25 protein-coding genes and 1 tRNA gene are annotated in these 25,389 nt (G+C 67.6%); 9 read left to right on the forward strand and 17 right to left on the reverse strand.

Features of this window, described 5'->3' with window-relative positions:
* Positions 1-12: 12 nt before the first annotated feature.
* The 5 genes from atpB to prmC form a co-directional block, all read right to left on the reverse strand.
* Complete coding sequence (atpB, locus tag IWX89_RS15140) at positions 13-801, reverse strand: F0F1 ATP synthase subunit A (RefSeq protein WP_196904375.1); 789 nt, start codon at positions 799-801, stop codon at positions 13-15.
* 175 nt (positions 802-976) lie between these two features.
* On the reverse strand, positions 977-1,450 hold the full coding sequence (locus tag IWX89_RS15145) for a hypothetical protein (protein ID WP_134510797.1): 474 nt from the start codon (positions 1,448-1,450) through the stop codon (positions 977-979).
* A complete protein-coding gene (locus IWX89_RS15150) occupies positions 1,447-2,667 on the reverse strand; it encodes an MraY family glycosyltransferase (protein ID WP_196904376.1) in 1,221 nt (406 codons plus the stop codon). The genes IWX89_RS15145 and IWX89_RS15150 overlap by 4 nt, the downstream gene beginning before the upstream one ends.
* Positions 2,664-3,473, reverse strand: coding sequence for an L-threonylcarbamoyladenylate synthase (locus IWX89_RS15155; protein WP_196904377.1), 810 nt, complete (start codon positions 3,471-3,473; stop codon positions 2,664-2,666). Before IWX89_RS15155 ends, IWX89_RS15150 begins: the two co-directional genes overlap by 4 nt.
* Positions 3,474-3,545: 72 nt before the next feature.
* Entirely contained in the window at positions 3,546-4,445 is a 900-nt protein-coding gene (gene prmC, locus IWX89_RS15160) for a peptide chain release factor N(5)-glutamine methyltransferase (RefSeq protein ID WP_374220525.1), read from the reverse strand.
* A gap of 84 nt (positions 4,446-4,529) precedes the next feature.
* On the opposite strand from prmC, the gene cysK reads away from it, so the two are divergent.
* From cysK to IWX89_RS15175, 3 genes are all read left to right on the forward strand, one after another.
* A complete protein-coding gene (gene cysK, locus IWX89_RS15165) occupies positions 4,530-5,468 on the forward strand; it encodes a cysteine synthase A (RefSeq protein WP_196904378.1) in 939 nt (312 codons plus the stop codon).
* Between the two features lie 29 nt (positions 5,469-5,497).
* Positions 5,498-6,076, forward strand: coding sequence for a serine O-acetyltransferase EpsC (gene epsC / locus IWX89_RS15170; RefSeq protein ID WP_196904379.1), 579 nt, complete (start codon positions 5,498-5,500; stop codon positions 6,074-6,076).
* Positions 6,077-6,159: 83 nt separating this feature from the next.
* Positions 6,160-7,182, forward strand: coding sequence for an isopenicillin N synthase family oxygenase (locus tag IWX89_RS15175; RefSeq protein WP_196904380.1), 1,023 nt, complete (start codon positions 6,160-6,162; stop codon positions 7,180-7,182).
* Between the two features lie 4 nt (positions 7,183-7,186).
* On the opposite strand, the gene IWX89_RS15180 is transcribed toward IWX89_RS15175, so the two are convergent.
* The 9 genes from IWX89_RS15180 to argS all read right to left on the reverse strand — a co-directional run bounded on the left by IWX89_RS15180 (position 7,187) and on the right by argS (position 19,275).
* Positions 7,187-7,705 (reverse strand): hypothetical protein, encoded by a 519-nt coding sequence (locus tag IWX89_RS15180; RefSeq protein ID WP_231383359.1) that lies wholly within the window; start codon positions 7,703-7,705, stop codon positions 7,187-7,189.
* A gap of 231 nt (positions 7,706-7,936) precedes the next feature.
* Positions 7,937-9,016 carry a peptide chain release factor 1 gene (gene prfA, locus IWX89_RS15185; RefSeq protein WP_196904381.1) on the reverse strand — a complete coding sequence of 360 codons (1,080 nt, stop codon included), beginning with the start codon at positions 9,014-9,016 and terminating at the stop codon, positions 7,937-7,939.
* On the reverse strand, positions 9,016-11,499 hold the full coding sequence (gene rho, locus IWX89_RS15190) for a transcription termination factor Rho (protein WP_196904382.1): 2,484 nt from the start codon (positions 11,497-11,499) through the stop codon (positions 9,016-9,018). The genes prfA and rho overlap by 1 nt, the downstream gene beginning before the upstream one ends.
* 322 nt (positions 11,500-11,821) lie before the next feature.
* On the reverse strand, positions 11,822-12,769 hold the full coding sequence (gene thrB / locus IWX89_RS15195; RefSeq protein WP_307836585.1) for a homoserine kinase: 948 nt from the start codon (positions 12,767-12,769) through the stop codon (positions 11,822-11,824).
* 2 nt (positions 12,770-12,771) lie between these two features.
* A complete protein-coding gene (gene thrC / locus IWX89_RS15200) occupies positions 12,772-13,893 on the reverse strand; it encodes a threonine synthase (protein WP_196904383.1) in 1,122 nt (373 codons plus the stop codon).
* Positions 13,893-15,230, reverse strand: coding sequence for a homoserine dehydrogenase (locus tag IWX89_RS15205; protein ID WP_196904384.1), 1,338 nt, complete (start codon positions 15,228-15,230; stop codon positions 13,893-13,895). The genes thrC and IWX89_RS15205 overlap by 1 nt, the downstream gene beginning before the upstream one ends.
* Positions 15,227-16,639, reverse strand: coding sequence for a diaminopimelate decarboxylase (gene lysA, locus IWX89_RS15210; RefSeq protein ID WP_196904385.1), 1,413 nt, complete (start codon positions 16,637-16,639; stop codon positions 15,227-15,229). Before lysA ends, IWX89_RS15205 begins: the two co-directional genes overlap by 4 nt.
* Positions 16,640-16,819: 180 nt before the next feature.
* The gene (locus IWX89_RS15215; RefSeq protein WP_196904386.1) at positions 16,820-17,563 is read right to left on the reverse strand and encodes a DUF2993 domain-containing protein; all 744 of its coding nucleotides are present in this window, start codon (positions 17,561-17,563) and stop codon (positions 16,820-16,822) included.
* A 38-nt stretch (positions 17,564-17,601) separates the two neighbouring features.
* Complete coding sequence (argS, locus tag IWX89_RS15220; protein ID WP_196904387.1) at positions 17,602-19,275, reverse strand: arginine--tRNA ligase; 1,674 nt, start codon at positions 19,273-19,275, stop codon at positions 17,602-17,604.
* A 54-nt stretch (positions 19,276-19,329) separates the two neighbouring features.
* Here argS and IWX89_RS15225 point away from each other — a divergent pair, with 54 nt between their 5' ends.
* The 3 genes from IWX89_RS15225 to IWX89_RS15235 all read left to right on the forward strand — a co-directional run bounded on the left by IWX89_RS15225 (position 19,330) and on the right by IWX89_RS15235 (position 20,844).
* On the forward strand, positions 19,330-19,959 hold the full coding sequence (locus IWX89_RS15225; RefSeq protein WP_196904388.1) for an iron ABC transporter ATP-binding protein: 630 nt from the start codon (positions 19,330-19,332) through the stop codon (positions 19,957-19,959).
* A 106-nt stretch (positions 19,960-20,065) separates the two neighbouring features.
* A tRNA-Arg gene (locus IWX89_RS15230) sits at positions 20,066-20,137 on the forward strand.
* A gap of 257 nt (positions 20,138-20,394) precedes the next feature.
* On the forward strand, positions 20,395-20,844 hold the full coding sequence (locus IWX89_RS15235) for a hypothetical protein (protein WP_196904389.1): 450 nt from the start codon (positions 20,395-20,397) through the stop codon (positions 20,842-20,844).
* Between the two features lie 61 nt (positions 20,845-20,905).
* Here IWX89_RS15235 and IWX89_RS15240 read toward each other — a convergent pair whose 3' ends face one another.
* Entirely contained in the window at positions 20,906-21,631 is a 726-nt protein-coding gene (locus tag IWX89_RS15240) for a site-specific integrase (protein WP_196904390.1), read from the reverse strand.
* Positions 21,632-22,048, reverse strand: a complete 417-nt coding sequence (locus tag IWX89_RS18835; RefSeq protein ID WP_196904391.1) for an Arm DNA-binding domain-containing protein — start codon at positions 22,046-22,048, stop codon at positions 21,632-21,634.
* Positions 22,049-22,638: 590 nt separating this feature from the next.
* Here IWX89_RS18835 and IWX89_RS15250 point away from each other — a divergent pair.
* Together IWX89_RS15250 and IWX89_RS15255 are read left to right on the forward strand one after the other, a co-directional pair.
* A complete protein-coding gene (locus IWX89_RS15250; RefSeq protein ID WP_196904392.1) occupies positions 22,639-23,214 on the forward strand; it encodes a helix-turn-helix domain-containing protein in 576 nt (191 codons plus the stop codon).
* Positions 23,214-23,786 (forward strand): DUF6036 family nucleotidyltransferase, encoded by a 573-nt coding sequence (locus IWX89_RS15255; RefSeq protein WP_196904393.1) that lies wholly within the window; start codon positions 23,214-23,216, stop codon positions 23,784-23,786. Before IWX89_RS15250 ends, IWX89_RS15255 begins: the two co-directional genes overlap by 1 nt.
* Before the next feature lie 445 nt (positions 23,787-24,231).
* Here IWX89_RS15255 and IWX89_RS15260 read toward each other — a convergent pair whose 3' ends face one another.
* Positions 24,232-24,483: a hypothetical protein gene (locus tag IWX89_RS15260; RefSeq protein ID WP_196904394.1), complete on the reverse strand. Its 252-nt coding sequence runs from the start codon at positions 24,481-24,483 to the stop codon at positions 24,232-24,234.
* A gap of 197 nt (positions 24,484-24,680) precedes the next feature.
* Here IWX89_RS15260 and IWX89_RS15265 point away from each other — a divergent pair, with 197 nt between their 5' ends.
* Positions 24,681-25,238: a dihydrofolate reductase family protein gene (locus IWX89_RS15265; protein WP_196904395.1), complete on the forward strand. Its 558-nt coding sequence runs from the start codon at positions 24,681-24,683 to the stop codon at positions 25,236-25,238.
* Positions 25,239-25,389: the final 151 nt, after the last annotated feature.

Here is a 25,389-nt window from a genome sequence, read left to right on the forward strand (position 1 = left end):
CCGAATTCGGGTTTAGTGTTCCTCAGCCAGCGCGAGCTGGATGTAGACAGCGGTGAGCAGAGCGAAAATGTAAGCCTGGAGGAGGGCGATCAGCACTTCGAAGAGCGTGAACGCGAACCCGAAGACAAGGGTGCCGGCTCCGAAGAGCTTGAAGCCGCCGTCTGCGGTGAAGAAGAAGAACTGGGTGGCGCTGAAGAAGAGCACCAGGAGGAGGTGTCCGACGATCATGTTCATCAGCAGTCGCAGCGTCAGCGTGACCGGGCGGACCAGGAACGTCGAGATGAACTCGATCGGGGTCACGATGATGTACAGGAACGGGGGCACGCCTGGGGGGAACAGGGCGTTGCGGAAGAAGTTGCCCGGGTTCTTCTTGACGCCGGCGTAGATGAACGCGACGTAGGCGATGACGGCCAGCACGAGCGGCACGCCGATCACGCTGGTCCCGGCGATGTTGAGGAACGGCAGCGGGCCGGTGATGTTCATGAACAGCACCATGAAGAAGATCGTCGTGATCAGCGGCAGGAAACGCTTGCCGTCCTTCTTGCCGAGGATGTCCTCGGCAATGTTGACCCGGGCGAAGTTGAGGCCCAGTTCGACGATGCTCTGGAATCGGGTCGGGATGACCGTCATCCGGCGGGTGCCGAGCCAGAAGACGAGGAGCAGCACGGCCACCGCGAGGAAGCGGATGAGCATGATGCGGTTGATTTCGAAGGGGGAACCCGCGAACAGAACAGCTTCAGGGAAGAATTCGTTGATCGACGGACCGTGGAACTCACCGTCACCGGTGGCAGACGGGAGCATCAGGCTTACGGCGGTTTCTAGCAGCGCTTTCTCCTGGTTCGGGGCGGGGAGCTCTGCTCTCGCGATGACGAATGGTGGGCTGGGCTGCCCAGCACGAAGGCACGAGCAACGCGGGGCGAACCGGTCATTACCCTACCAAGGAATGGGGCCGGCGGGCTAATCGTGGCGGCACATTTCAGTCCTCGGTGGACGCGGCCGGCAGGGTCACGTCGCTGGCATAGCTCATCCGGCTCTTCAGCACCACGATCGCGTCGACGGCGAGGGAACCGATCACCCCCGCGATGATGCTGAGGAACAGCACCACGGGAGCGATCCACGGCTGGTCCTTGAGCAGCACGACGAGCACGAGGAAGACGACGAACTTCACCAGCCAGCCACCGAGGACGATGGCGAAGAACGCGCCGACGGCCCCCTGGCTGCCGGCGAAGCGGTTGGCGAGCAGGATGCTCCCTGCCGTGATTCCCATGAAGACCACGGCCATCGCGGTGCCGATGAGCGCGCTCACGACTCCCGTGCCGCCGGCGACCAGGCCGCCGACCACGGCCCCGACCACGCCGATGCCGCCGGCGAGGAAACCGCCGAGCACGAGGATCCGCCGGAACACGGGGACCGAGGTCGGCTGGGTGGATCGGGGCGGCGTGATGCTCATGCGTTCTCCTCTGCCGTGACCGACGCCTCGTCGAGAGGGTCGAGCCGGGCGATGTCGGGTTGGTCGATCGGGCGGGCGAGCTGGCTGGCCGCCTCGACGGCCTTTCGGCGGCTCAGCGGCGCGAGCGTGACCAGCGCGCAGACGATCAGCGCGGCCACCAGGAAGATGGTGGCATACCAGGTGGGCAGGCCGAAGTAGACAGGCAGCACGAAGTAGAGCAGGCAGCCGATGGCGGCGGCGGCAGTCCAGCCGTAGAAGATCAGCACGGCGTGCAGGTGCGAGTGCCCCATGTCCAGCAGTCGGTGGTGCAGGTGCTTGCGGTCGGCGCTGAAGGGCGACTTGCCCGCCCGAACCCGGCGGAACACGGCCAGCCCGAAGTCGAGCAGCGGGATGATCAGGATCGCGACCGGCAGGATGATCGGGATGAACGCGGGGAACAGCTGGGACCGGTTCACGGCGGTCGGGTCGACCTGGCCGGTGATGGCGATCGCCGAGGTCGCCATCAGGAGCCCGACCAGGAGCGCACCGGCATCGCCCATGAAGAGCTTCGCCGGGCGCCAGTTCAGCGGCAGGAAGCCGACGCAGGCACCCACGAGGATGGCCGCGATCAGCGAGGCCAGGTTGAAGTAGTTGCTCGGGGAGGTGTCGCGCACGAGCAGGTAGCTGTAGAGGAAGAACACGCCATTGGCGATGAGGGCGACCCCGGCGACCAGGCCGTCGAGGCCGTCGATGAAGTTGATCATGTTCATCACAATCACGATCGCGATCACCGTGATCAGGATCGACATCCACGACGACCCGACCGTGAGCCCGCCGATCGGCAGCGACAGCACCTGCACGCCCTGCCAGGCGACCAGGCCGGCGGCGATGAACTGCCCGGCCAGTTTGGTCATCCAGTCCAGGTCCCAGATGTCGTCGGCCACGCCGAGCAGCACGATCAGGAGGGCCGCGCCGAGGATCGCGAGGATCTGCTCCGGGTCGGAGAAGATCAGCCGGAGCGGGGCGAACTGACCGGCGATCAGGTAGGAGACGCCGAAGGCCGCGAACACGCCGAAGAAGATGGCGATCCCGCCCAGCCGGGGCGTCGGCCGGGTGTGCACGTCACGTTCCCGGATCTTCGGGTAGAGCCGGTAGCGGTGGCTGAGCCTGAGCACGACGAACGAGCAGCCGAAGGTGACGATGGCGGAGACGAACGCCAGGATGACGAATATGGTCATGGTCGGCCGGCATCCGTCACGGTGTCGGTGGTCCCGGGTTCTGCCGGTTCTGCCGCCTGCGGCTCTGCGTCGGGCCCGCGCTCGGACTCGGGCTCGGGTGCCTCGGAGACGAAACCGACCGGCGCGAGGGCGTCGCCGATGACGCCGGCGATGGCGTCCCGGGAGATCACGCCGCTGCGCACGATGACGAGCTTGCCGCCGTTCGTGGCGAACCGGGTGGCGTCGACGATCGTCGACGAGGTGTCGCCGGGGCGGTCGCCGATCGGCTCGTAGTCGATGCCGGCCACTCCCCCGTCGAGGTAGACGGCGACGCTGGAGCCGAGCATGTCCTCCGCGCCGATCGCGTCGATCGCCGAGGGGAGTCCGCTGGAGTTGGCGGAGGAGACGGCCAGCGGGCCGGTCTCGGACAGAAGGTCGAGCGCGATCTTGTTGCGCGGCATCCGCAGGGCCACGGTGCCCCTCGTGTCGCCGAGGTCCCAGACCAGCGACGGCTGGGCGTTGAGCACCACGGTGAGGCCGCCCGGCCAGAAGGCGGCCACGAGGTCACGCACCGGCGGGGGCACGTCCTGGGCCAGCGCGTCGAGGGTGGGGATGCCGGGGATGAGCACGGGCGGCGGCGACGTGCGGTCGCGGCCCTTGGCGTCGAGCAGGCGCTGCACCGCCTCGGGGCTGAAGGCGTCCGCCGCGACGCCGTAGACCGTGTCGGTGGGGATGACGACGAGCGCGCCGCGACCGATGGCCGAGCGTGCGAGTCTCATGCCGGCCGCGTATTCAGTGTCGACCGAGCAGTCGTAGATGCGTGTCATTGGGGTCCGATTCTAGTGCAGGCGACTTGCCGGAGGCTGGGTGGTCTTCCCGAGCCCTCCCGGCCGGCGGTCCTAGGCCCTGGCGGGGGCGACGGCGGTGGTCGCGCGGTCGCGCGTCGTGTAATCGCGGTGGGTGGCCGGGGAACGCCAGCCGTCGGCGCTGAGAAGGGCCCGGATCTCCGCCCCCTGCAGCTCACCGTGCTCGATCACGAGCACCCCGCCGGGGCGGAGCAGGCGCAGCGCCGTGCGGGAGACGTGCCGCACCACGTCGAGGCCGTCCGGCCCGCCGAACAGGGCATGGGCCGGGTCGAAGAGCCGCACCTCCGGGTCGCGCGGGATCGCGTCCGCCGGGATGTAGGGCGGGTTTGAGATGACCACGGCCACCGCGCCGTCGAGTTCGGTGAAGGCGTCGGCCAGGTCGCCGAAGACGAGGGTGGCGTTGCCGGCACCGACCTGGGCGAAATTGCGGGTGGTCCACGGGAACGCCTCCGGCGAGTTCTCCACCGCGAAGACCCGCGAGTGGGGCACCTCGACGGCCATGGCCAGCGCGATGGCACCGCTGCCGGTGCCGAGGTCCACCGCGATCGGCTCCGGGTCGGGCATCGCCCGCAGCGCATCGATCGCGAACTGGGCCACCTGCTCGGTCTCCGGCCGGGGCACGAAGACCCCGGGACCGACCAGCAGCTCGATCCCGCGGAACGGCGCCCGGCCGGTGATGTGCTGGAGGGGTTCGCGGAGCGCCCGGCGCCGCACGAGCTCGAGGATGGCGGCGGCATCCGTCTCGGCCAGTCCGGAGCGCAGGATGCCGGCGGCCTGCACCTGGCCGCGGCTCTGCCCGAGCACATGCCCGATCAGCAGGTCGGCATCGACCTCCGGGTCGCCGATGCCGGCCCGGCCGAGCGTTTCGATCGCCCGATCTCGGATTTCGTCGACGGTTGATGGAATGGAATGGTCGCTCGGCGGTGTTGTCACTCTTTGGAATGTAATGCACTCGCACGCCCAATGCCGTGGCCGTAGGCTAGGCGAGGTCCCAGACCCCGATTGAAAGGCTCCCCGATGCCCGCACAGATCTACTCCGACATCACCGCTGCTGTTGGCGGGACTCCGCTGGTCAAACTGAACCGCCTCACCGCGGGCCTGGACGCGACCGTGCTGGTGAAGCTGGAGTTCTACAACCCCTCCGGCAGTGTGAAGGACCGGATCGGCATCGCGATCGTCGACGCCGCCGAAGCCTCGGGAGAACTCACCCCCGGCGGGACCATCGTCGAAGGCACCAGCGGCAACACCGGCATCGCCCTCGCCATGGTCGGCGCGGCCCGCGGCTACAAGGTCATCCTGGCCATGCCGGACACCATGAGCAAGGAACGCCGCCTGCTACTGCGCGCCTACGGCGCCGAGATTGTGCTGACCCCGGGCGCCGAGGGAATGCGCGGCGCGGTCACGAAGGCGGAGGAGATCGCCGCGAACACGCCCGGCGCCGTGCTCGCCCGCCAGTTCGACAACCCCGCCAACCCTGCCATCCACCGTGCGACCACCGGCGTGGAGATCTGGGACGACACCGACGGCGCCGTCGACATCCTCGTCGCGGGCATCGGCACCGGCGGAACCATCACGGGTGCCGGCCAGTTGCTCAAGGAGCGCAAGAGCTCCGTGCGGGTGATCGCGGTCGAACCGATCGACTCCCCCATCCTCACGGGCGGCAAGCCGGGCCCGCACAAGATCCAGGGCATCGGGCCGAACTTCGTGCCTGCGATCCTCGACACCCACGTCTACGACGAGGTGACGGATGTGACCCTCGCCGACTCCCTCGCCACCGCGCGCAGCCTCGCCACCGATGAGGGCATCCTCTCGGGCATCTCGGGCGGATCCGCGGTCTGGGCCGCGATCGAGCAGGCGAAGCGACCGGAGAACGCCGGCAAGGTCATCGTGGCCATCATGCCGAGCTTCGGCGAACGCTACCTCTCTACCGTGCTCTACGAAGACCTGCTGGACTAGGCCGGGGAACAGGGCAGGCCGAAGCCGAAATGGGCGTCTTTTCCACCATCCGCGAGGACATCGCGATGGCGCGCGCCCACGACCCGGCCGCGCGCAGCAATACCGAAGTCTTCCTCGCCTACAGCGGCCTGCACGCGGTCTGGTCGTACCGGCTCTCACACCGCCTCTGGAGCGCCGGCCTCCGACTGCCGGCCCGGCTGGTGTCCCAGTTCACCCGGTTCCTGACGGGGATTGAGATTCACCCGGGCGCCACGATCGGCCGGCGCCTGTTCATCGACCACGGCATGGGCGTCGTGATCGGGGAGACGGCCGAGATCGGCGACGACGTCATGCTCTACCACGGCGTCACCCTCGGCGGGAAGACCCGGCACGGGGTGGTGCGCGGCGAGAAGCGGCATCCGACCCTGCGGGACGGCGTGACCGTCGGTGCCGGCGCGAAGATCCTCGGACCGGTCACGATCGGGGCCTGGAGCACGATCGGCGCCAACGCCGTCGTCACGAAGGATGCCCCGGCCAAGTCGCTGCTCCTCGGGATCCCCGCGGTGATCCAGCCGGTCAAGGCGGAAACGATCGAAGCCGCCCGCGGGCTCCCCCTCACCGACGACTGAGGTCACCGGCGCTCCACCGCTCCACCGCTCCACCGCTCCACCGCTCCACCGCTCCACCGCTCCACACGAAGGATGCTGACACCATGATCTCCGAATCCGCCACCTCACCCGTTTCCCCCGGGCTGCCCGTGCTCGACCTGTCCCGCCTGGATGGGAGCGAGGCGGAGGCGGAGCGCTTTCGCAGCGACCTGCGCGAGGCGACGCACGAGTACGGCTTCTTCTACCTCACCGGCCACGGCGTGCCGGCGGACCTGGTCGAACGGGTGATGCGCACGGCGCGCGCGTTCTTCGACCTGCCCGAGGCCGACAAGACGGCGATCGAGAACCTGCAGAGCCCGCAATTCCGCGGCTACACCCGGGTGGGCGGCGAACTCACCCAGGGCACGGTCGACTGGCGCGAGCAGATCGACATCGGCCCCGAGCGCCCCCAGACCACGGGCGGGGCAGACTACCTCCGCCTCGAGGGCCCCAACCAGTGGCCGGCCGCCCTGCCCGAGCTGCGCGAGGTGATGACCCTGTGGCGGGAGGAACTCAACGCCGTCGCGCTGCGCCTGATGCGGGCGTGGGCGCTCTCGCTCGGCGCCGACGAGCACGTCTTCGACGCGGCGTTCGCGGAGAAGCCGTTCACGCTGATCAAGATCGTGCGCTACCCGGGCAAGTCCGACCCGACGCCGAGACAGGGGGTGGGCGCGCACAAGGATTCGGGTGTGCTGACGCTCCTCTTCGTCGAGCCGGGCAAGGGCGGCCTGCAGGTCGAAAAAGATTCGGGCTGGATCGACGCTCCCCCGCTCGACGGCGCATTCGTGGTGAACATCGGCGAGCTGCTCGAGGTGGCCACCGACGGTTACCTCAAGGCCACCGTGCACCGGGTGATCTCGCCGCTCATCGGCGACGACCGTATCTCGATCCCGTTCTTCTTCGGGCCGGCCCTCGACGCGACGATCCCTCTGCTTGCCCTGCCAGAGTCACTGCAGGCGCCGGGGATCACCGTCGACCCCGAGAACCCGATCTTCACGACCTACGGGGAGAACGCGTTGAAGAGCCGCCTCCGCGCGCATCCGGATGTCGCGGCGATCCACCACCCGGACCTGCTCGGCGACGCCTGAGAACTCAGCCGAAGTAGGTGATGTCCCAGTGGCTGCCCTCGTCGGCGTAGATGTTCCCGGAGGCCGCCTGGTATTGGGGAGCGCCGTCGCCGCGGTCGGCGATCCGGGTGAATGACCCGGTGATGTACGCGTTGTTGCAGTTGTTGTGGGAGATGTCGATCTTGTAGCCGTTGTAGTGGCTGTAGGTGCCGGACGCGTGCCCCACCTCGGTTCCCCCGGTGATGTTGATCGCGCACCCGCTCGCGTTGCGGAGCGTGACGATGCCCGACACGGAACTCTGGTTGACCTGGTCGAACGAGGTGCAGGTGGAGTTCGACCGCGTCGAGCAATTTCCGCTCGAGCTCCAGGTCACTCCGGCCGCCCGGAACTGCGACTCCGCGGATGCCTGGGACACCTTGGTGACCGCGTAGGCCGGGGCGCTGATTCCGACGACGCTGACGACGGAGACGACGAGGCCGGCGAAAGCCATCCCCAGCTTCGTCGTACGAGGATTCGTGGTTTCGATCTTCGCGACTGCGCGCATGGGCCGGCTCCTGGTCTCGCCCGACTCCGCCGATCGGCCGGCGGCCGGTCGTGCGGCACCCGGGCGCCTCAGTCCACCCTGCGCTGCCCTCGCGACGCAGTCAACGCCGGTGCGCGGAGTTCACCGGGAGTTCGGCGAACGGGTGGCACCCTCGCCGAGATACGCCGTTCCGGTCGAGGCCGACCCGCGGAACGGGCGGCCTCGACCGGAAAGGTCGATCTGGAGGGGTGGTCAGTCGTGGTCGCCGATCTCGGCCAGACGAGTCGCCTCGTCGGCGGTGATGCAGGAATCGATCACGGCGTCGAGGGCGCCGTTCATGACGGTGTCCAGGTTGTAGGCCTTGTAACCGGTGCGGTGGTCCGCGATCCGGTTCTCCGGGAAGTTGTACGTGCGGATGCGCTCCGACCGGTCCATGGTGCGGATCTGGCCCTTGCGCACGAGAGACGCCGCCGCATCGATCTCTTCCTGCTGGCGGGCGAGGACGCGAGCACGCAGAACGCGCATGCCGGCTTCCTTGTTCTGAAGCTGGCTCTTCTCGTTCTGCATGGCCACGACGATGCCGGTCGGAAGGTGGGTGATCCGCACGGCGGAGTCGGTCGTGTTGACCGACTGGCCGCCGGGTCCGCTGGACCGGTACACGTCGATCTTGAGGTCGTTGGCGTTGATCTCGACCTCTTCGGGCTCGTCCACCTCGGGGAAGACCAGCACGCCGGCCGCCGAGGTGTGGATGCGTCCTTGCGACTCGGTCGCCGGCACCCGCTGAACGCGGTGCACGCCACCCTCGTATTTCAGGTGCGCCCAGACGCCTTCCGCGGGGTCGCTGGACGACCCCTTGATCGCGAGCTGGATGTCCTTGATCCCGCCGAGGTCGCTCGTGGTCTGCTCGATGATCTCGGTTTTCCACTTTTTCGACTCGGCGTAGTGCAGGTACATCCGGAGCAGGTCGGCGGCGAACAGTGCGGATTCTGCTCCGCCCTCCCCCATCTTGATCTCCATGATCACGTCGCGGGCGTCGAGCGGGTCGCGCGGGATCAGCAGACGGCGCAGCTTTTCGGCTGCGGCTTCCAGCTGTTCCGTCAACCCGGGGATCTCTGCGGCGAAGTCGGCGTCTTCATCGGCCAGCTCGCGAGCGGCCTCGAGGTTGTCGCCGATCTCTTTCCACTCGTTCCAGGCCGCGATGATGCGGCTGAGCTCGGCGTAGCGCCGGTTGACCTTCTTCGAACGGGCCGGGTTGGAGTGCAACTCCGGGTCGGCCAGTTCGGACTGCAGCTCGTCGAATTCGGCCTGCAGAGTCAGAACAGACTCGAACATTACTTGTCCTTGTCTGACCCGTTCAGGGTCGGCATCGACTTCTGGACCTGCATCAGGAACTCGACGTTGGAGGACGTCTCCTTGAGGCGGCCGAGGATGACCTCGAGCGCCTGCTGCTGCTCGAGCCCGGCGAGGGCACGGCGCAGCTTCCAGGTGATCTTGACCTCGTCCGCGCTCATCAGCATTTCTTCACGCCGGGTGCCGGATGCGTTCACATCGACCGCGGGGAAGATGCGCTTGTCGGCCAGCTGGCGTGACAGGCGCAGTTCCATGTTGCCGGTGCCCTTGAACTCCTCGAAGATGACCTCGTCCATCTTGGACCCGGTCTCGACGAGCGCCGACGCGAGGATGGTGAGCGAGCCACCGTTCTCGATGTTGCGGGCGGCACCGAAGAAGCGCTTTGGCGGGTAGAGCGCCGAGGCGTCGACACCACCGGAGAGGATGCGGCCCGACGGCGGAGCGGTCAGGTTGTAGGCGCGGCCGAGGCGGGTGATCGAGTCGAGCAGCACGACCACGTCGTGGCCGAGCTCGACGAGGCGCTTGGCCCGCTCGATGGCCAGTTCGGCGACCGTGGTGTGGTCTTCGGCCGGACGGTCGAAGGTGGAGGCGATGACCTCGCCCTTCACCGTGCGCTGCATGTCGGTGACCTCTTCCGGACGCTCGTCGACCAGCACGACCATGAGGTGGACCTCAGGGTTGTTCGTGGCGATGGCGTTCGCGATCTGCTGCATGACGATGGTCTTGCCGGCCTTGGGCGGCGCGACGATCAGGCCGCGCTGGCCCTTGCCGATCGGGGCGACGAGGTCGATGATGCGCTGGGTCAGCTTGCCGGGCTCGGTCTCGAGGCGGAGGCGCTCCTGCGGGTAGAGCGGGGTCAGCTTCTGGAACTCGACCCGGTTGGCGGCTTCTTCAACGGTCAGGCCGTTGATCGAGTCGACCTTGACGATCGCGTTGTACTTCTGGCGGCCGTTCTGGTCACCCTCGTGCGGCTGGCGGATCGAACCGACGACGGCGTCACCCTTGCGCAGGTTGTACTTCTTGACCTGGCCGAGCGAGACATACACGTCGCTCGGGCCCGGCAGGTAACCGGAGGTACGAACGAAGGCGTAGTTGTCGAGGACGTCGAGGATGCCCGCAACCGGGATCAGCACATCGTCGTCGCCCAGCTCCGGCTCGAAGTCGTCGCCGGCGGTGACGCCGCGACGCTTGCGGTCACGGAACCGGTTGCGGTTGCTGCGGCTGCCGAGGTCGTCGTCCGGCCCATTGCGGTCCTGGCCGAGGTTGCGGTCCTGGTTCTGGCGGTCCTGGGCCTGACGGTCCTGGTTGCGGTCCTGGCCCTGGTTACGGTCCTGACGGTCCTGACCCTGGCGGTCCTGGTTGCGGTCCTGACGGTCCTGACCCTGGTTGCGGTCCTGGTTGCGGTCCTGGCCCTGGTTGCGGTCCTGGGCCTGACGGTCCTGGCCACGGTCGCCTTGGGCGTCCTGGTTCTGGTTCTGGTTCTGGTTCTGGTTCTGGTTCTGGTTGCGACCGGCCTGGCGCTGGTTCTGCTGACGCGAGGTGTCGTCACCGGCCTGGGCGCGGTCGCCGCCCTGGTTGCGGTCGCCGCCGCGGCTGCGGTTGCGGTTGCGGCCCTGGCGCGGCTGCTCGGCCTGCTCGCCCTGCTCAGCGTCACCCTGCTCGGCGGGCTCGACCGTCGGCTCGGTCTCGGCGGCCGGGGCTTCGGACGTCGGCGCCGTAGCGGTGACGGCATCCGCGTCGGCCTGGGCGTCGGCGTTGTTGCGGGCGTCGATGCTGCTGCGCGCGTCGATGCTGTTGCGGGCGGCGCCGTTGCGGGCGTTTCCGCGGGCACTGCCACGGCGCGAGCGTCCGGTGGTCGGCTCGACGATCGCGTCGGCCTCGGCGTCGGGGGTGGTGGGCAGTTCGGCGGTCGCCTCGGCCGCGGCGGCCTCGAGGGCTGCCGCTGCCTTCACGGTGACCGAGGTGGCGCGCTTGCGAGCCTGGCGGACCGGCTTCTCTACCGGCGTGACGGTTTCGACGGTCGAACCGTCGGCGGATGCGCCGGCGTAGGTGGCCGGGGCCGTGGTCCTGCGGGTGGTGGGGGCGGCATCCGGGAGGATGATGCCGAGTCCGAGGTCGCCGTCAGCGTTGACGTGGGCGATCGCGGGAGCCGCGGTCGCGGTGGTCGCACGGCGCGGTGCGCGCTTGCGGGGCGCCGTGGCGGGGGCGATGACGGTGTCGATGCCGGGAGCCTCGATGGTCGGAACCTCGAAGGTCGCCGCGGCGGCGGGAGCACTGTCCGCGGTGTCACCCGTGGAGTCGGTCCGGACCTGTTCCGCGGTGATTGCCTCCACGAGTTCCCCCTTGCGTAGTTTGGATGCGCCCGGGATGCCCAGTTCCAGCGCGAGAGCCTGAAGCTCGGCGACACGGAGGGTGGCCAGGTGCGATGAATCCGCAGCGATAGTGCGGAGGTTGACGTCAGTCACGAAAAATTGTCCTTTCCCCTGGCGTGAAAATGGTCGGCCAGGGAAGCTGTGTGCAGCGTCTCACGCGCTGCGGGTGGTCCAGTCCTGCATTGATGCGGACTGGAGTGAACACACACAGCTACGCACAGATGAGGCGATAGCAGTGAGTTACAGGGAATGCACCGGAGAAGGGATCCGTTCGTTAGACGGTTCCATCGGGTACGTATCAACCCTAGCAGAACGTCCGGCCGCTGAAGACGCCCCCACCCGGGGCACATCCACCGGGGCCTGCGCTGGCGGGGCCGGGCCGCCTCGACGGCGGCCCGGCGGCCCGGCGGCCCGCTCAGACGTCGGTGCGGGTGACCGTGGCGCCCATGAAGTCGACGGCCAGCATGAGTGCCTGCCAGGGCGTCTCGGACTCCGCGGCGACGAGTTCGGCGGCGACGAGCCGCTGGCCGGGGTCGCTGGCGAGCACGAGGATCGACGGGCCGGCGCCAGAGACGACGGCCGCGAAGCCGTGCTCCCGGAGCAGCGTGATCAACCGGTTGGTCTCCGGCATGGCGGCGGCCCGGTAGCTCTGGTGCAGCTTGTCCTCGGTCGCGGCCAGGAGCAGCTCGGGGCTCTGGATCAGCGCGGCGATGAGCAGGGCGGAGCGGGACACGTTGAAGACGGCATCCTCGTGCGGCACCGACTCCGGCTGTAGGCTGCGGGCGAGCGCGGTCGACATGGCGTGCTCAGGCACGAAGACGAGCGGCTTCACGCCTCGGTGCACCATCAGCTTCTTGTGCCGGGGGCCTTCGGGCGTCATCCAGGCGATTGTCAGGCCGCCGAACAGGGCGGGCGCCACGTTGTCCGGGTGCCCCTCCATCTCGGTGGCGAGGGCGAGGAGCGCCTCGGCGTCGATGTCGACGATGCCTTCGAGCAGGCCCTTGGCTGCCATGATGCCGGAGACGATGGCTGCGCCGGAGGAGCCCATGCCCCGGCCGTGCGGGATGACGTTGTGCGCGACGAGCTTGAGGCCGGGAAGCGGCTGACCGTAGGCGGCGAAGGTGTGGATGATGGCCCGCACGACGAGGTTGGACTCGTCTGTCGGCACCTCCCCTTCGCCCACGCCGTGAACCTCGACCGTGACCCCTGGTTCGTCGCGAACGGCGACGTCGAGGTGGTCGTAGTGGGCCAGGGCGAGGCCGAGAGTGTCGAAACCGGGGCCGAGGTTGGCCGTCGTCGCGGGGACCTGCACCGTGACGGAACGCCCGGCGAGCACTGAACGGCCGGACACGGCCTCGGCGATGGTCACTTGTGGACCAGCCCGAGCACGCTGGCGATCTCGGCGGTGTCGACGGGCACGATGGTCGGCTTCACGTCGGAGCCGTCCGCGGTGCGGAGGGCCCACTGCGGGTCCTTCAGGCCGTGGCCGGTGACGGTGAGCACGACGGTCGAGCCGGCAGGAATGAGCCCGGCTTCGGCGCGCTCGAGCAGGCCGGCGACGCTGATCGCGGAGGCCGGCTCGACGAAGATGCCGACCTCGGCGGAGAGGATGCGGTAGGCCTCGAGGATCTTCTCGTCGGTGATGGCACCGAAGTAGCCGTTGGTGAGCTTCTGCGCCGCGAGGGCGAGGTCCCACGACGCCGGGTTGCCGATCCGGATCGCGCTGGCGATGGTCTCGGGGTGGTCGACCCGGTGGCCGAGCACGATCGGGGCGCTGCCGGCGGCCTGGAAGCCGAACATCCGGGGCATCCTTGTGGTGGCGCCCCGCTCGAGCTCTTCCGTGTACCCGCGGGTGTACGCGGTGTAGTTGCCGGCGTTGCCGACCGGGACGATGTGGATGTCGGGGGCGTCGCCGAGCACCTCGACGACCTCGAACGCCGCCGTCTTCTGGCCCTCGATGCGGTCGGGGTTGACCGAGTTCACCAGGTGCACCGGGTAGTTCGCCGACAGGTCGCGGGCGATGTCGAGGCAGTCGTCGAAGTTGCCCTGCACCTGCAGCAGCTGCGCGTTGTGCGCGATGGCCTGGCTGAGCTTGCCCATGGCGATCTTGCCCTCCGGCACGAGCACGACGGCCTGGATGCCGGCGTGGGTCGCATAGGCGGCGGCCGAGGCGGAGGTGTTGCCGGTGGACGCGCAGATGACGGCCTTGGCGCCGTCCTCCATGGCCTTCGAGATGGCCATGGTCATGCCGCGGTCTTTGAAGGAGCCGGTGGGGTTCATGCCTTCGTACTTCACCCAGACCTGCGCGCCCGTGCGGGCAGACAGCGCGGGGGCGGGGATGAGCGGGGTGCCACCCTCGCCGAGCGTGATGATGGGCGTGGCATCCGTGATGTTCAGGCGGTCGGCGTATTCACGCAGCACTCCGCGCCACTGCCGGGACTGTGTCTTCACGGCCGGCTGCGTCAGGGACTCTCGTTCGCTGGACATCAGACTCCTTCAACTCTCAAAACGGATGCGACATTGGTGACGAATTTGTTCTCGGCGAGATCTCTCACGGTGGCGGCGAGTGCCGCTTCCGTCGCCTCGTGCGTTCCGATGACAAGGGTAGCGGTGGACGACACGGGCGCGTGACTGGCCGTGCCCGGCTGGGCCGGCGTCATGGACTGCTCGACCAGGGCGAGCGAGACGCCGTGGTCGCTGAACACCCCGGCGAGCGTGGCGAGCACTCCGGGCTCGTCGGTGACCTCGAGGGTGACCGCATACCGGGTGGTGATGCTGTCGATCGGGAACACGGGCAGGTCGGCGTGACTGGACGCGGCGACCCCCGGCCCGCCGGCGATGTGCCGCCTGGCCAGCGAGACGAGGTCGCCGAGCACTGCGGAGGCCGTCTCCACTCCCCCGGCGCCAGCCCCGTAGAACATCAGGCTGCCGGCGGCCTCCGCCTCGACGAAGACCGCGTTGTTGGCGCCGTGCACCGCGGCGAGCGGGTGGCTGCGGTTCACCATCGCCGGGTAGACCCGGGCGGAGACGCCTTCCTTGCCGGTCGCGGCGTCGACGAGCCGCTCGCAGATCGCGAGCAGTTTCACGACGTAGCCGGCCTTCCGTGCGGATTCGATCTGCGCGGGGGTGACGGCGGTGATCCCCTCGCGGTACACGGATTCGAGCGGGACGTTGGTGTGGAACGCCAGGCTGGCCAGGATGGCAGCCTTCTGCGCCGCGTCGTAGCCGCCGATGTCGGCGGTCGGGTCGGCTTCGGCGTAGCCGAGGTCGGTGGCGAGCCGGAGAGCTTCCTCCAGGGTGTCGCCCTCGGTGTCCATCCGGTCCAGGATGAAGTTGGTGGTGCCGTTCACGATGCCGAGGATGCGCTTGACCTGGTCGCCGCCGAGGCTGTCCCGCAGCGGGCGCACGATCGGGATGGCGCCGGCGACGGCGGCCTCATAGTTCAGCTGGGCGCCGACCTGGTCGGCGGCCGCGAACAGTTCGGGGCCGTGCGTGGCCAGCAGCGCCTTATTGGCGGTGACGACATCCGCGCCGGAATTGATCGCCATCAGGATGTAGCTGCGCGCCGGCTCGAGGCCGCCCATCAGCTCGATCACGACGTCGGCGCCGAGGATCAGTGACTCGGCGTCGGTGGTGAACAGTTCGCGCGGCAGGTCGACGGTGCGCTCCGCGTCGAGGTCGCGCACGAGGATGCCGACCAGTTCGAGGCTCGCGCCCACCCGGTTGGCGAGTTCCTCCTTCTGTTCGAGCAGGAGGCGAGCCACCTGGGCGCCGACGGAGCCGCCACCCAGCAGGGCGACGCGCAGATTGCGGTATTCGATCATCGGACGGATTCCTTCGGTTGATCGTTGGTCGAGACCCCGGCATCGCGCGCCAGCAGGTCGGCGATGGTCTCGCCGCGCACCAGCAGCCGCGCCTCGCCGTCGCGCACGGCGACCACAGCCGGGCGGCCGACGAAGTTGTAGTTGCTGGCCAGCGACCAGCAGTAGGCCCCGGTCGCGGCCACGGCGACGAGGTCGCCCGGCGCGACGTCGCCGGGGAGGTAGTCGGCGTCGACGACGATGTCGCCGCTTTCGCAGTGCTTGCCGGCGATGCGCACGAGCACCGGTTCCGCGGCGGAGGCCCGGGCGGCCAGCCGCACGGAGTAGTCGGCGCCGTAGAGGGCGAAACGGGCGTTGTCGCTCATCCCGCCGTCGACGCTCACGTAGAGGCGGGGGTTCCCCGACACGTCGACCGCCTTGGTGGTGCCCACCTCGTAGAGGGTGATCCCGGCCGGGCCGGCGATGTAGCGGCCGGGCTCGAACGCGATCACCGGCACGGGGATGCCGCGCTCGGCGCACTCCGCGGCGACGATGTCGGCCAGGCGGGCAGCGAGCTCGGCGACGGGGGTGGGCCGGTCGGCGGAGGTGTAGGCGATCCCGAAGCCGCCGCCGAGGTTGAGTTCGGGCACCGGGCCGCCGGCGAGCAGGGCGGCGTGCACGGCCAGCAGTCGGGACGCGGACTCGGCGAAACCGTCCGCGCCGAAGATCTGCGAGCCGATGTGGCAGTGCAGTCCGACGAAGCGCAGGCTCGCCTCCGCGCGGATGCGGGCGACCAGTGCGGGGGCGTCCTCGAGCACGACGCCGAATTTCTGGTCTTCGTGGGAGGTGGCGAGGAACTCGTGGGTGTGCGCGTGCACTCCGCTGTTGACCCGGAGGCGCACGGCCTGCACGACGCCGTGCCGGGCGGCGGCTTCGGCGACCCGGCCGATCTCGAGCGGCGAGTCGATCACGATGGTGCCGACGCCGAGCCGGCAGGCGTCGTCGATCTCCGCGAGGGACTTGTTGTTGCCGTGGAAGCCGAGCCGGTGCGGCGGGGTGCCGGCCGCGAGCGCCACGGCGAGTTCGCCGCCGCTGCAGATGTCGATGTTCAAGCCCTCGGCGACCATCCAGCGGGCGAACTCGGTGGAGAGGAACGCCTTGCCCGCGTAGTAGATGCGCACGCTGGTGCCGATGCGGGCGAACTCGGACTCGAAGGCGGCGCGGAGCCCGGCCGCGCGGGTGCGGGCATCCGTCTCGTCGACGACATAGAGCGGGGTGCCGAACCGCGCGGCCAGGGAGCCGGCGCCGCAGCCGCCGATGACGAGTTCGCCGGCGTCGTCGCGGGTGGCCGAGGCAGGCCAGAAGCCGGCGGCGAGCGCGTTGGCGTCGTCGGGCAGGCCGAGCCAGTCGGGGGCGAGCGGGTTGGTGGCCACGGGTGAAAACCTCACGGGAAAGTCGAGTGGGTGTCTCACTGAGTGGCGAGCGAACCCGGGTTGGTCCCTGAAGCCAGTGAAGATGCCGCCGCGGGGAGAGCGGGGACCTGCGGCAATTCTAGCGACCGCGGCTGGATGCGCCGAATCGGTGTTACGCCGCGATTCACCGCTGCCGGCGGCTCAGCCGGCGTTGCAGGTGCCGAGCGTGGTGAGCGACTTGCGGGTGAGCAGCAGGCTGCTGGACTCGAGCGTGATCCGTGCCCGCTCAGGCGTGACGTTCACCCCGGCCAGGCTGACGCCCTCCGGGAGGTACTTCGCCACGCACACCCTGACCGGCTTCTGGCCGACGATCAGCGGCAGAAGCTCGCCCGCGTCGACGCTTCCGGAGCCGGTGGTGACCTTCGCGCTTTTCGGCGCGAAGAGCAGCGAGTCGGCGACGGCGGTCGGGGTGGCGGTGGCCTCATAGCCGATGGGGAACCCCAGCACGGAAAGGCTGCCGGCGTAGCGCACCTCCCCGTCACCCAGCACGAGTTTGGCGTCGGGGGCATCCGCGGCCAGCGAGCTGCGCAGCAGGGTGTTCAGCGCAGCCTGGTCCAGGTCGACGACGCCGCGAACGTCGCCGACGGGCTTGCCCTGGTCGACCGGAACCTGCGTGGCCACGACCCGGACGGATGCCGCCACGCCGTCGACGGAGAGGGCCGGCGCGGTCAGTGCGACCCGGTCGAAACTGCCGGACAGGTACTGGGCGATCACCGAGATGCCGCCGATGGAGACGCTCACGTCACCGGTGACGGTGTCGGGGAGGTTGTCGGCGATCTCCTGCTTGACCCGCCCCTCGGCGTAGCTGCGGGCTCCCGCGTCGACGATGAAGAACGCGGCGATCAGCCCCAGCACCGTGAGGCTGCCGATGACGATCGCGCTCATCCCGCGGCGACGGCGGGTTCGTGCCGCCCGGTCCGCCATCACATGCGCTCCGGGGCGGACACGCCGAGCAGGCCGAGGCCGTTGCGGATGACCTGGCCGGTGGCGTCGTTCAGCCACAGCCGGGTGCGGTGCAGGTCGGTCACCGGTTCGTCGCCGAGCGGGATGACCCGGCAGTTGTCGTACCAGCGGTGGTAGTAGCCGGCGACCTCTTCGATGTAGCGGGCGATGCGGTGGGGCTCCCGCAGCTCGGCGGCCTGGGCGACGACCCGCGGGTACTCCTGGAGGACCCCGAGCAGGGCCGACTCGCTGTCGTGCGTGAGCAGCTCCGGCGAGAACGCCGAGCGGTCGACGCCGGCGGCCACGGCGTTGCGGGCCACAGAGCGGGTGCGGGCGTGCGCGTACTGCACGTAGAAGACGGGGTTCTCGTTGGTGCGCTTGCCGAGCAGGTCGAGGTCGATGTCCAGCTGCGAGTCGCTGCTGGAGCGCACGAGGGAGTAGCGACCGGCGTCCACGCCGACGGCGTCGACGAGGTCGTCGAGGGTCACGATGGTGCCGGCGCGCTTGCTCATCCGCACCGGTTCGCCGCCCTTGAGCAGGTTGACCATCTGCCCGATCAGGATCTGCAGGTTGACGCCGGGCACGTCGCCGAACGCCTCGACCATGGCCATCATCCGGCCGACGTAGCCGTGGTGGTCGGCGCCGAGCATGATCAGGTTCTGGTCGAAGCCGCGTTCGCGTTTGTCGAGGTAGTAGCCGAGGTCGCCGGAGATGTAGGCGGGTTCGCCGTTGGAGCGGATGATGACCCGGTCGCGGTCGTCGCCGAACGTGGTCGTGCGCAGCCAGATGGCGCCGTCCGATTCGAAGATGTGGCCCTGCTCGCGGAGGCGGGCGATGGCGCGGTTGACGGCGCCGGACTCGTGCAGGGAATCCTCGTGGAAGTACACGTCGAAGTCCACGCCGAAGCCGTGCAGCTTCTCCTTGATCTCAGTGAACATGAGGTCGACGCCGATCTGGCGGAAGACCTCCTGCTGCTCGTCCCGGGGCAGCGTGGCGAGGTCTCCGTCGAACTTCGCGACGACCTGGTCGGCGATGTCTCCGATATAGGCACCGCCGTAGCCGTCTTCCGGGGTGGGCTCGCCGAGGTAGGCGGCCAGCACGCTGCGGGCGAACCGGTCGATCTGCGAGCCGTGGTCATTGAAGTAGTACTCGCGCGTGACATCCGCGCCCTCGGCCTTGAGCACCCGGGCTAGGCTGTCGCCGACGGCCGCCCAGCGCACCCCGCCCATGTGGATCGGGCCGGTGGGGTTGGCGGAGACGAACTCGAGGTTGATCTTGATGCCATCGTAGAGGTGGCCGCTGCCGTAGACCGGTCCGGCGTCGACGATGGTCTTGGCGAGCGCGCCGGCGGCGGCGGCCTCGAGGCGGATGTTGATGAAACCGGGGCCGGCGATTTCGACGGAGGCGACGTCGGGGAGGGCCTCCAGGCCCTCGGCGAGTTGCGCGGCGATCTCCCGGGGCGTGGAGCCGAGCGGCTTGGCGATCTTCATCGCAATGCTGGAGGACCAGTCGCCGTGGTCGCGGTTGCGCGGGCGCTCGAGGGTGACGTCGGCGGGGGTCAGATCGAGAGTGGTTTCGCTTCCCGACTGGCGTCGGCGCTCGCCCAACTGCTGGATCAGGGCGAACAGGGATTCGGAAAGCTCGGCGGGGGTCACGGAAACCAAGCTTACCGGCCCGGTTATCGGCCCCCTGCTTGGTAAGGTCAACCCGTGACTGACACCTTCTCGCCCTCTCTCCTCCGCAGCCGGCGCCTGCGCGCCGGCCTTGTCCTCGCGACCGGCACCCTCGCCCTCGCCGCGTTGACCGGATGCTCCCCGGCGGCGACGCCGTCGGCCTCGGGCAGCAGCACACCGAGCGCTTCGGCGAGCGCTTCCCCCAGCGCTACGGCGACTCCGACCCCGACGCCCACCCCGGCCGGCGCCGCGGTGGCGCTGACCTGCGACGAGGTGCTCACCCCGAACGACGTCTATGAGTACAACCAGAACACCGGGACGGCCCCCGACTTCACGGCGACGTCGGAAACGGCCAAGACCGCGCTCTCCTACCAGGGCCTTGCCTGCGGCCTCTTGAACCAGTCCAGCGGCGAGACCATTGAAATCTCGGTTGCCCAGCCCAACGCGGTGCTGATGACGTCACTGACCGACCAGGCCATCGCCTCGAGCAACCCCGTCCCCACCTACGGCGCCGCGCCGGTGTCCGGTTTCTTCACCACGAAGGCCGGGATCGGCGAAGCGCAGGTCTTCACGGCCAAGTACTGGGTCACTTTGAGCTCTCCGGGTTTCGTTGAGCCGGGCGATGCCGAGAAGCTCATGTCGGCCGCACTTTCGCACCTCCAGTAGCCGGACGGTCGCCGTTGGCGGTCCTTTTTCGCGACGTGCGACCGGCCGTTCACGGTCGAGGCGAACCACCGGGCCTCAGGATGCTGATAACCTAGTGTTTTCCCTGGCCCCCATAGCTCAGGGGATAGAGCACTGCCCTCCGGAGGCAGGGGCGGCAGTTCGAATCTGCCTGGGGGCACACCAATAAATTCCTGATCAGAAGATAGTTCTTCTCAGGAGATTTCAGCCCGGAATCGCTCGTGGCAACATTTTGGCAACACTTTTCTGAGCCACGAGCTGATCGAAGGCTGTCAAAACGGCCCGAAATACGTCCCGCGGTTGCAGAATCGGCACGCACTCATAGCAACGGTCGCACTGAGGCACTCGTCTCGATCCCGATGCGTGTTCACGTCAAACGTGGTCTGGGTCGATCGCCCTCGACCGTAGGCTCAAGCCATGATTCGCCTGCGTAAGACGCGTTGGAAGGTCGCCTACATCGTCGTCGGAGTGGTCTCGGTCCTCGCTATCGAAATCGTGATCCGACCGCTTATGTTCCCGAATCCGATGTATGCCGTCGTTGCAAACTCGCTGACCGTCCTGCTCTACTTTGGAGGAGTGCGATCCTTCCGCGGATTGGGCGAACCCATCGAGCCACCCCGCGCCTGGTGGAGAATGACTTCCAGGCCCCGAGCCGGATACATCATGGGAACGCTGCTCGTGCTGAACTCCGCCAACGGCGTGGTCGTTGCAGCCACTGGGCCACCGCCGTTGATATTTGACGTCGTGCTCGGCGTAATGGTCGATGCATCATTGGCGTTCTTGTACTTCAGATCATCTACCCGGCTCCGAAAAGCGCCTCCGCGCACAGTACAAGAAGTGCCGCGTTGGAAACCGCTCAAGAGCTAGCCAACCCGGGGACTCACGATCGTGACCTTTCACAGTCGTTCAACTCCATCCGATGGGCGCCTTATGGGTCTTGGTCGAGCGATCGGTTAGAGGCACCACTCTTCTGAACGATGAGTTGATCGAGTGCCGATGAAACGGCATCCAGGTCGCTGTCGAAGAGGTCCGAGTACACGTCGAGGGTTACCGCGGCGGAGGCGTGTCCGAGCATCCTCTGGACCGCCTTCACGTTCGCCCCGGCGCTGATCGCCAGGCTCGCCGCCGTGTGCCGCAGTTCGTGCGGCGTCAGCCCGGCGATGCCGACCTGCTCCGCGGCAGCGTCGAGCCAGCCCCGGCGAAACACCCTCCCGCGCAGCCATCCACCGCGGGCTGCAGCGAGGACAGGCTCGCCGCCCTGCCGACCGTCCACGAGCACACGCAGATCCGCGAGGATCGACGCCGGCACCGGGATCGAGCGGGCCTCATAGTCCTTGGGCTGGCCTTCGATCTGCAATCCGTCGATCTCGACCACGGTGTGCTGCACCTCGAGTCGGCCGCGCACGAAGTCAATGTCCTGCACCCGCAGCCCGGAGGCCTCGCCCCAGCGCAGCCCGCAGTAGGCGAGCACCTTCGCGCGCAGCCCGTAGCCGTTGGAGTGCCCGAGGTACATGCCTCGCCCGATCACGTCGACCGCCGCGGATAGGTCCCGAACTTGCTCGTGCGTCAGGTAGCGCTTCGATGCCTTGTGCACCTTCGGCAGGTTGAGGCCGTGGGCCGGATTGGACGCGAGCCTGCCGTCTTTGACGGCCATCTACAGGCTCCCGGACAGCACGTTGACGATCTTGCGCACGCTTGCTGGTCCCTGCGTCCTGGACAGCCCACTCGCCCAGGCCTGGACGGCCTGATGGATGAGTGCGCCGAGCGGGTAGTTGCCCAACTGGGGCCGGATGTGCCGAACGACGATGCCGCGCGCCCGCTCCCTGGACGTGGCGCGCCAGTCCGAGCGGCTGTCCATCCAGAGGTCGAGCCACTCCCCCACGAGCACCCGTGCTTTCGAGGGATCGACGTAGGCTCCGCGGCTCTTGTTGACCTCGATGTTCGCGAGGAAGAGTTCCGCATCACGCTTGGTGCGGAAGCCGCGCTTCTGCGTCTGGATATGGTCCGGCCGGCGATAGAGCACCCGATACCTTTTGCCCGAGGCCACTTGATAGGCGGTGATGCTTCCCACGATCCAGCTCCTGTCCGAGTCGACGTCGAGGACATCGTCCCCCGAACGACCGACAAGCGGCCGAATCGATCAATCGCCGGAACGAGGTCGATTCGTCGGCCGGTGTGCTCCGTCGCAATGATCGTGACTAACCACTCGCCTCGCCAGTACTTTTGTTCCATCTGCAGCCTCACGAACTGCCCGCGCTCCCCTTCTCGCCTCAGCACTCCTATTCAGAGTTCTCCCTTAGCCGCCTATCTCGGACTCCTCGTCTCCACTCTTACCTTCTCGTTTCTGTCTTTCTCTTTTCATTTCTTCTCCCTCCCCTATTCTCATTTTCCATTTCCATTTCCATTTCCCTGATCAGCCACCACACCTTTACTTCCCAACCCCCTACACAGTGCCGTTGGGTGTGGGGGGTTGGGAAGGGAGCGCAGCGAGGGTGTGGTGGCTGATCAGGGAAATATCGTCTTAAACCATTCGTTTGCCTATTCGCTCTCAACGAATAGGCAAACGAATACCCAAACGAACAGGTCCCTGGTCAGCAACACGTACGACCAGTTACACTGGTATATCTACTTAGATATGGCAGGAGAAAGGTTGGTGATCTGATGACCGCATCAGTTCTGCTCCGCGCATCCCGCCAGCGCCGCGGCATCAGCCAGGCCGATCTCGCCGCCCGCGCCCTCACGAGCCAGCCCGACGTGTCATCGATCGAGAGCGGCCGCAGAGTCCCCACCGTCGACACATTGGAACGTCTGCTTCAGCAAACCGGCCACCGTCTTGTCGCTGTCCCAGGCATCGGGCCGGATGCTGTCGACACGGCCGATCGGATCGCGAGTGCTCTCCGCGGGCCGGGACGAGATGCCGCCTTGCGTGTCTTCCTCGACTACTCCGACCAGCTCGCGCGCGTGGCCGGAGCCGATCGGGTCATTCTGACTTTCGTCGAGCCAGCCTCGACCGGGTCCGCTGCGTGGGATGCCGCCCTGGCCGCCGTCGCTGAGCACTGGCTCAGCAAGGGAAAGTTGCCCAAGGCGCACTGGATCAACGATCCGAAACGGTTTCTTCCCAGCCCGCAGTCACCGCAGCTGGGCGAGTACGACCTCGAGCCCGACCCGACCAACGTGCCGCTGGCGTTCCTGCGTCGTAACGTGCTCCTTGAACGAGAAACGCTGGCCAGCGTCTGATGGCCGGCCCACTCGATCTCCATGACCTCGTTTCGGGCCTTCGTGAGGTCGTGACGCGAGCGCGTAAGACCGGCATCCGTGACGTGTCTATCCGGATCGTTGGTGGAGCCGCGCTCCGGATCGCCTACTTCGAACGTGCGACTACCGCCGACATTGATGCCCAGATCCAACCGTTAGACCAGCTCGAGCCCATCATCAGGCAGATCGCGAGCGAACGGGATTGGCCGGCCGATTGGCTCAATGACAAAGCGACCATATTCATACCGCGCTGGGGGCGCTCAGTCGAATGGGAATCGCTCTTCGACGACGAGAACGTGTCCATCTGGATTGCACCCATCGAGGCTCTTCTGGCGATGAAGCTCAACGCCGCGAGGCCCGGTCGCGACACCGAAGACATCGTTCACCTCCTCGTCCTAAACGACATCCACACAGTCGCCGCCGCAGAGCAGCTCTTCGAAGATTTCTATCCAGGAGACGCTCTGACCGAACGCGCCGTCCTGCTCCTCGAACGCATCTTCGCCAAGGGCCTTCCAAAACGACCATCAACTCCACCACGCCCCGATTTTTCCTGATGAATACCCTTGTTTGTGGCAACAAAATGGCAACACTTGAGGGAAGACCAGCCTGATTCAGACCGATACGGCGTGATCATAATGTGCCCTCAATCAGGACTTTCCCCAAATCAGCGAAACGGCAAAACGGCCCAATTCGCCCTCCGGAGGCAGGGGCGGTAGTTCGGATCTGCCTGGGGGCACATCTTGTCGCGTGACAGTCCATTTCGGACTTCTTGTGAAGTCAACCCGGCGAATCCGCGGCCCGTTTCCTTGTCGCAGTGGTGCACCCGCTTGATCCCCACGCCGGCGTTCGCCGGCTGTTCAGCCGCCCGCCCGCCGGGCAGCGCTGTCGGCAGCCCCCACCGCGCCGCCGACGAATCACGCGACCTCGTACAGGCCCTCGAGCGCGCTGCTGATCGAGCCGAAGATGAAGAGTGCGTAACCAGGGCTGGCGGTGATGCTCTCAGTACGCGGCGTCCGGAGTTGCAGTGACGAAATATGAGATGGCGGCCTCCAGACTCGTGAACCGGGCGTATTCGACGGGATCCACGAATTCCATGACCTCGTAGGCGCCGCGGTTCTTGTCGATGAAGCCGACGAGGGACAGCGCATTGTCGGTCGCGATCCTGCGGTCACTGATCCTCCACTCGTGCTCCGACAGGGCGACCACCTGAATGTCCTCTCGGGTGCGAGTTCTCGATCGATTGGTGATCATGATGATTCCTCTCTTCCAAGTCCCCTCGCAGAATACATTCGCATTCCGGCGATCGGTTGTGCGCCATGGCAGTGGCTGCGGCCCGGTTCGCACGGTGTTAATGTGGGTGCGATCAGGACGCCGATGAGAAACGGTGCCGCCCATCGTTTGAGTACGGTCCGGTGAACACGGTGCGCGCATCAAGGGAGAGCAACGAGATGAGACCACTTCGCTACTCGATCAACGTCACGCTCGACGGCTGCTGCCATCACGAGTCAGGGCTCCCCCCGGATGAGGAGTCGATGCGCTTCTGGACCGCCGAGATGGAGCGAGCCGATGCCCTGCTATTCGGCCGGGTGACCTACGAGATGATGGAGTCGGCGTGGCGGAAGCCGGCCACGGGCGCGTGGCCTGACTGGATGGATGAGTGGCAGATCCCGTTCGCGGAGACCATCGACCGGGCGAAGAAGTACGTCGTGTCGAGCACGCTGAGCGGGGTCGATTGGAATGCCGAGCTGGTGCGAGGCGACTTGGGGCAAGCGGTTCAGCGGCTCAAGCAGGAGTCAGGCGAGGGCCTCTGGGTGGGTGGCGTGACGCTCCCCCTGGCATTGGCCGATCTGGGACTGATCGACGAGTACGAGTTTCTTGTGCAGCCGGTCCTTGCCGGACATGGGCCGACGTTGCTCGCCGGTCTGCGCGAGCGCATCCAGCTCGAGCTCGTGGACCGCCATGAGTTCCGGTCGGGAGCGGTCGCCCTGCGATACCGGCTCAGGTGAGTTACGGCTTGACGGTCAAAGCCGCTCGAAACCGCGAACCCGGACATCCTTCTCTGGCGAGCTGCTGCCGATGGCGGCCTGGATCCTCCGAATGATCGACCCGAGGATGCCCGACGAGAGAAGTCCTGAACCGAGTGGGCCCGCGGAGTCC

It is taken from the genome of Cryobacterium sp. MP_M3 (assembly GCF_015752155.1).
Classification (GTDB): domain Bacteria; phylum Actinomycetota; class Actinomycetes; order Actinomycetales; family Microbacteriaceae; genus Cryobacterium.

Coding starts and splice junctions, on each gene's coding strand:
- atpB (WP_196904375.1), bottom strand. CDS start 801: ATGCTCCCGTCTGCCACCGGTGACGGTGAGTTCCACGGTCCGTCGATC.
- IWX89_RS15145 (WP_134510797.1), bottom strand. CDS start 1,450: ATGAGCATCACGCCGCCCCGATCCACCCAGCCGACCTCGGTCCCCGTG.
- IWX89_RS15150 (WP_196904376.1), bottom strand. CDS start 2,667: ATGACCATATTCGTCATCCTGGCGTTCGTCTCCGCCATCGTCACCTTC.
- IWX89_RS15155 (WP_196904377.1), bottom strand. CDS start 3,473: ATGACACGCATCTACGACTGCTCGGTCGACACTGAATACGCGGCCGGC.
- cysK (WP_196904378.1), top strand. CDS start 4,530: ATGCCCGCACAGATCTACTCCGACATCACCGCTGCTGTTGGCGGGACT.
- epsC (WP_196904379.1), top strand. CDS start 5,498: ATGGGCGTCTTTTCCACCATCCGCGAGGACATCGCGATGGCGCGCGCC.
- IWX89_RS15175 (WP_196904380.1), top strand. CDS start 6,160: ATGATCTCCGAATCCGCCACCTCACCCGTTTCCCCCGGGCTGCCCGTG.
- IWX89_RS15180 (WP_231383359.1), bottom strand. CDS start 7,705: ATGCGCGCAGTCGCGAAGATCGAAACCACGAATCCTCGTACGACGAAG.
- prfA (WP_196904381.1), bottom strand. CDS start 9,016: ATGTTCGAGTCTGTTCTGACTCTGCAGGCCGAATTCGACGAGCTGCAG.
- thrC (WP_196904383.1), bottom strand. CDS start 13,893: ATGTCCAGCGAACGAGAGTCCCTGACGCAGCCGGCCGTGAAGACACAG.
- IWX89_RS15205 (WP_196904384.1), bottom strand. CDS start 15,230: ATGATCGAATACCGCAATCTGCGCGTCGCCCTGCTGGGTGGCGGCTCC.
- IWX89_RS15215 (WP_196904386.1), bottom strand. CDS start 17,563: ATGAGCGCGATCGTCATCGGCAGCCTCACGGTGCTGGGGCTGATCGCC.
- IWX89_RS15235 (WP_196904389.1), top strand. CDS start 20,395: ATGATTCGCCTGCGTAAGACGCGTTGGAAGGTCGCCTACATCGTCGTC.
- IWX89_RS15240 (WP_196904390.1), bottom strand. CDS start 21,631: ATGGCCGTCAAAGACGGCAGGCTCGCGTCCAATCCGGCCCACGGCCTC.
- IWX89_RS15250 (WP_196904392.1), top strand. CDS start 22,639: ATGACCGCATCAGTTCTGCTCCGCGCATCCCGCCAGCGCCGCGGCATC.
- IWX89_RS15255 (WP_196904393.1), top strand. CDS start 23,214: ATGGCCGGCCCACTCGATCTCCATGACCTCGTTTCGGGCCTTCGTGAG.
- IWX89_RS15260 (WP_196904394.1), bottom strand. CDS start 24,483: ATGATCACCAATCGATCGAGAACTCGCACCCGAGAGGACATTCAGGTG.
- IWX89_RS15265 (WP_196904395.1), top strand. CDS start 24,681: ATGAGACCACTTCGCTACTCGATCAACGTCACGCTCGACGGCTGCTGC.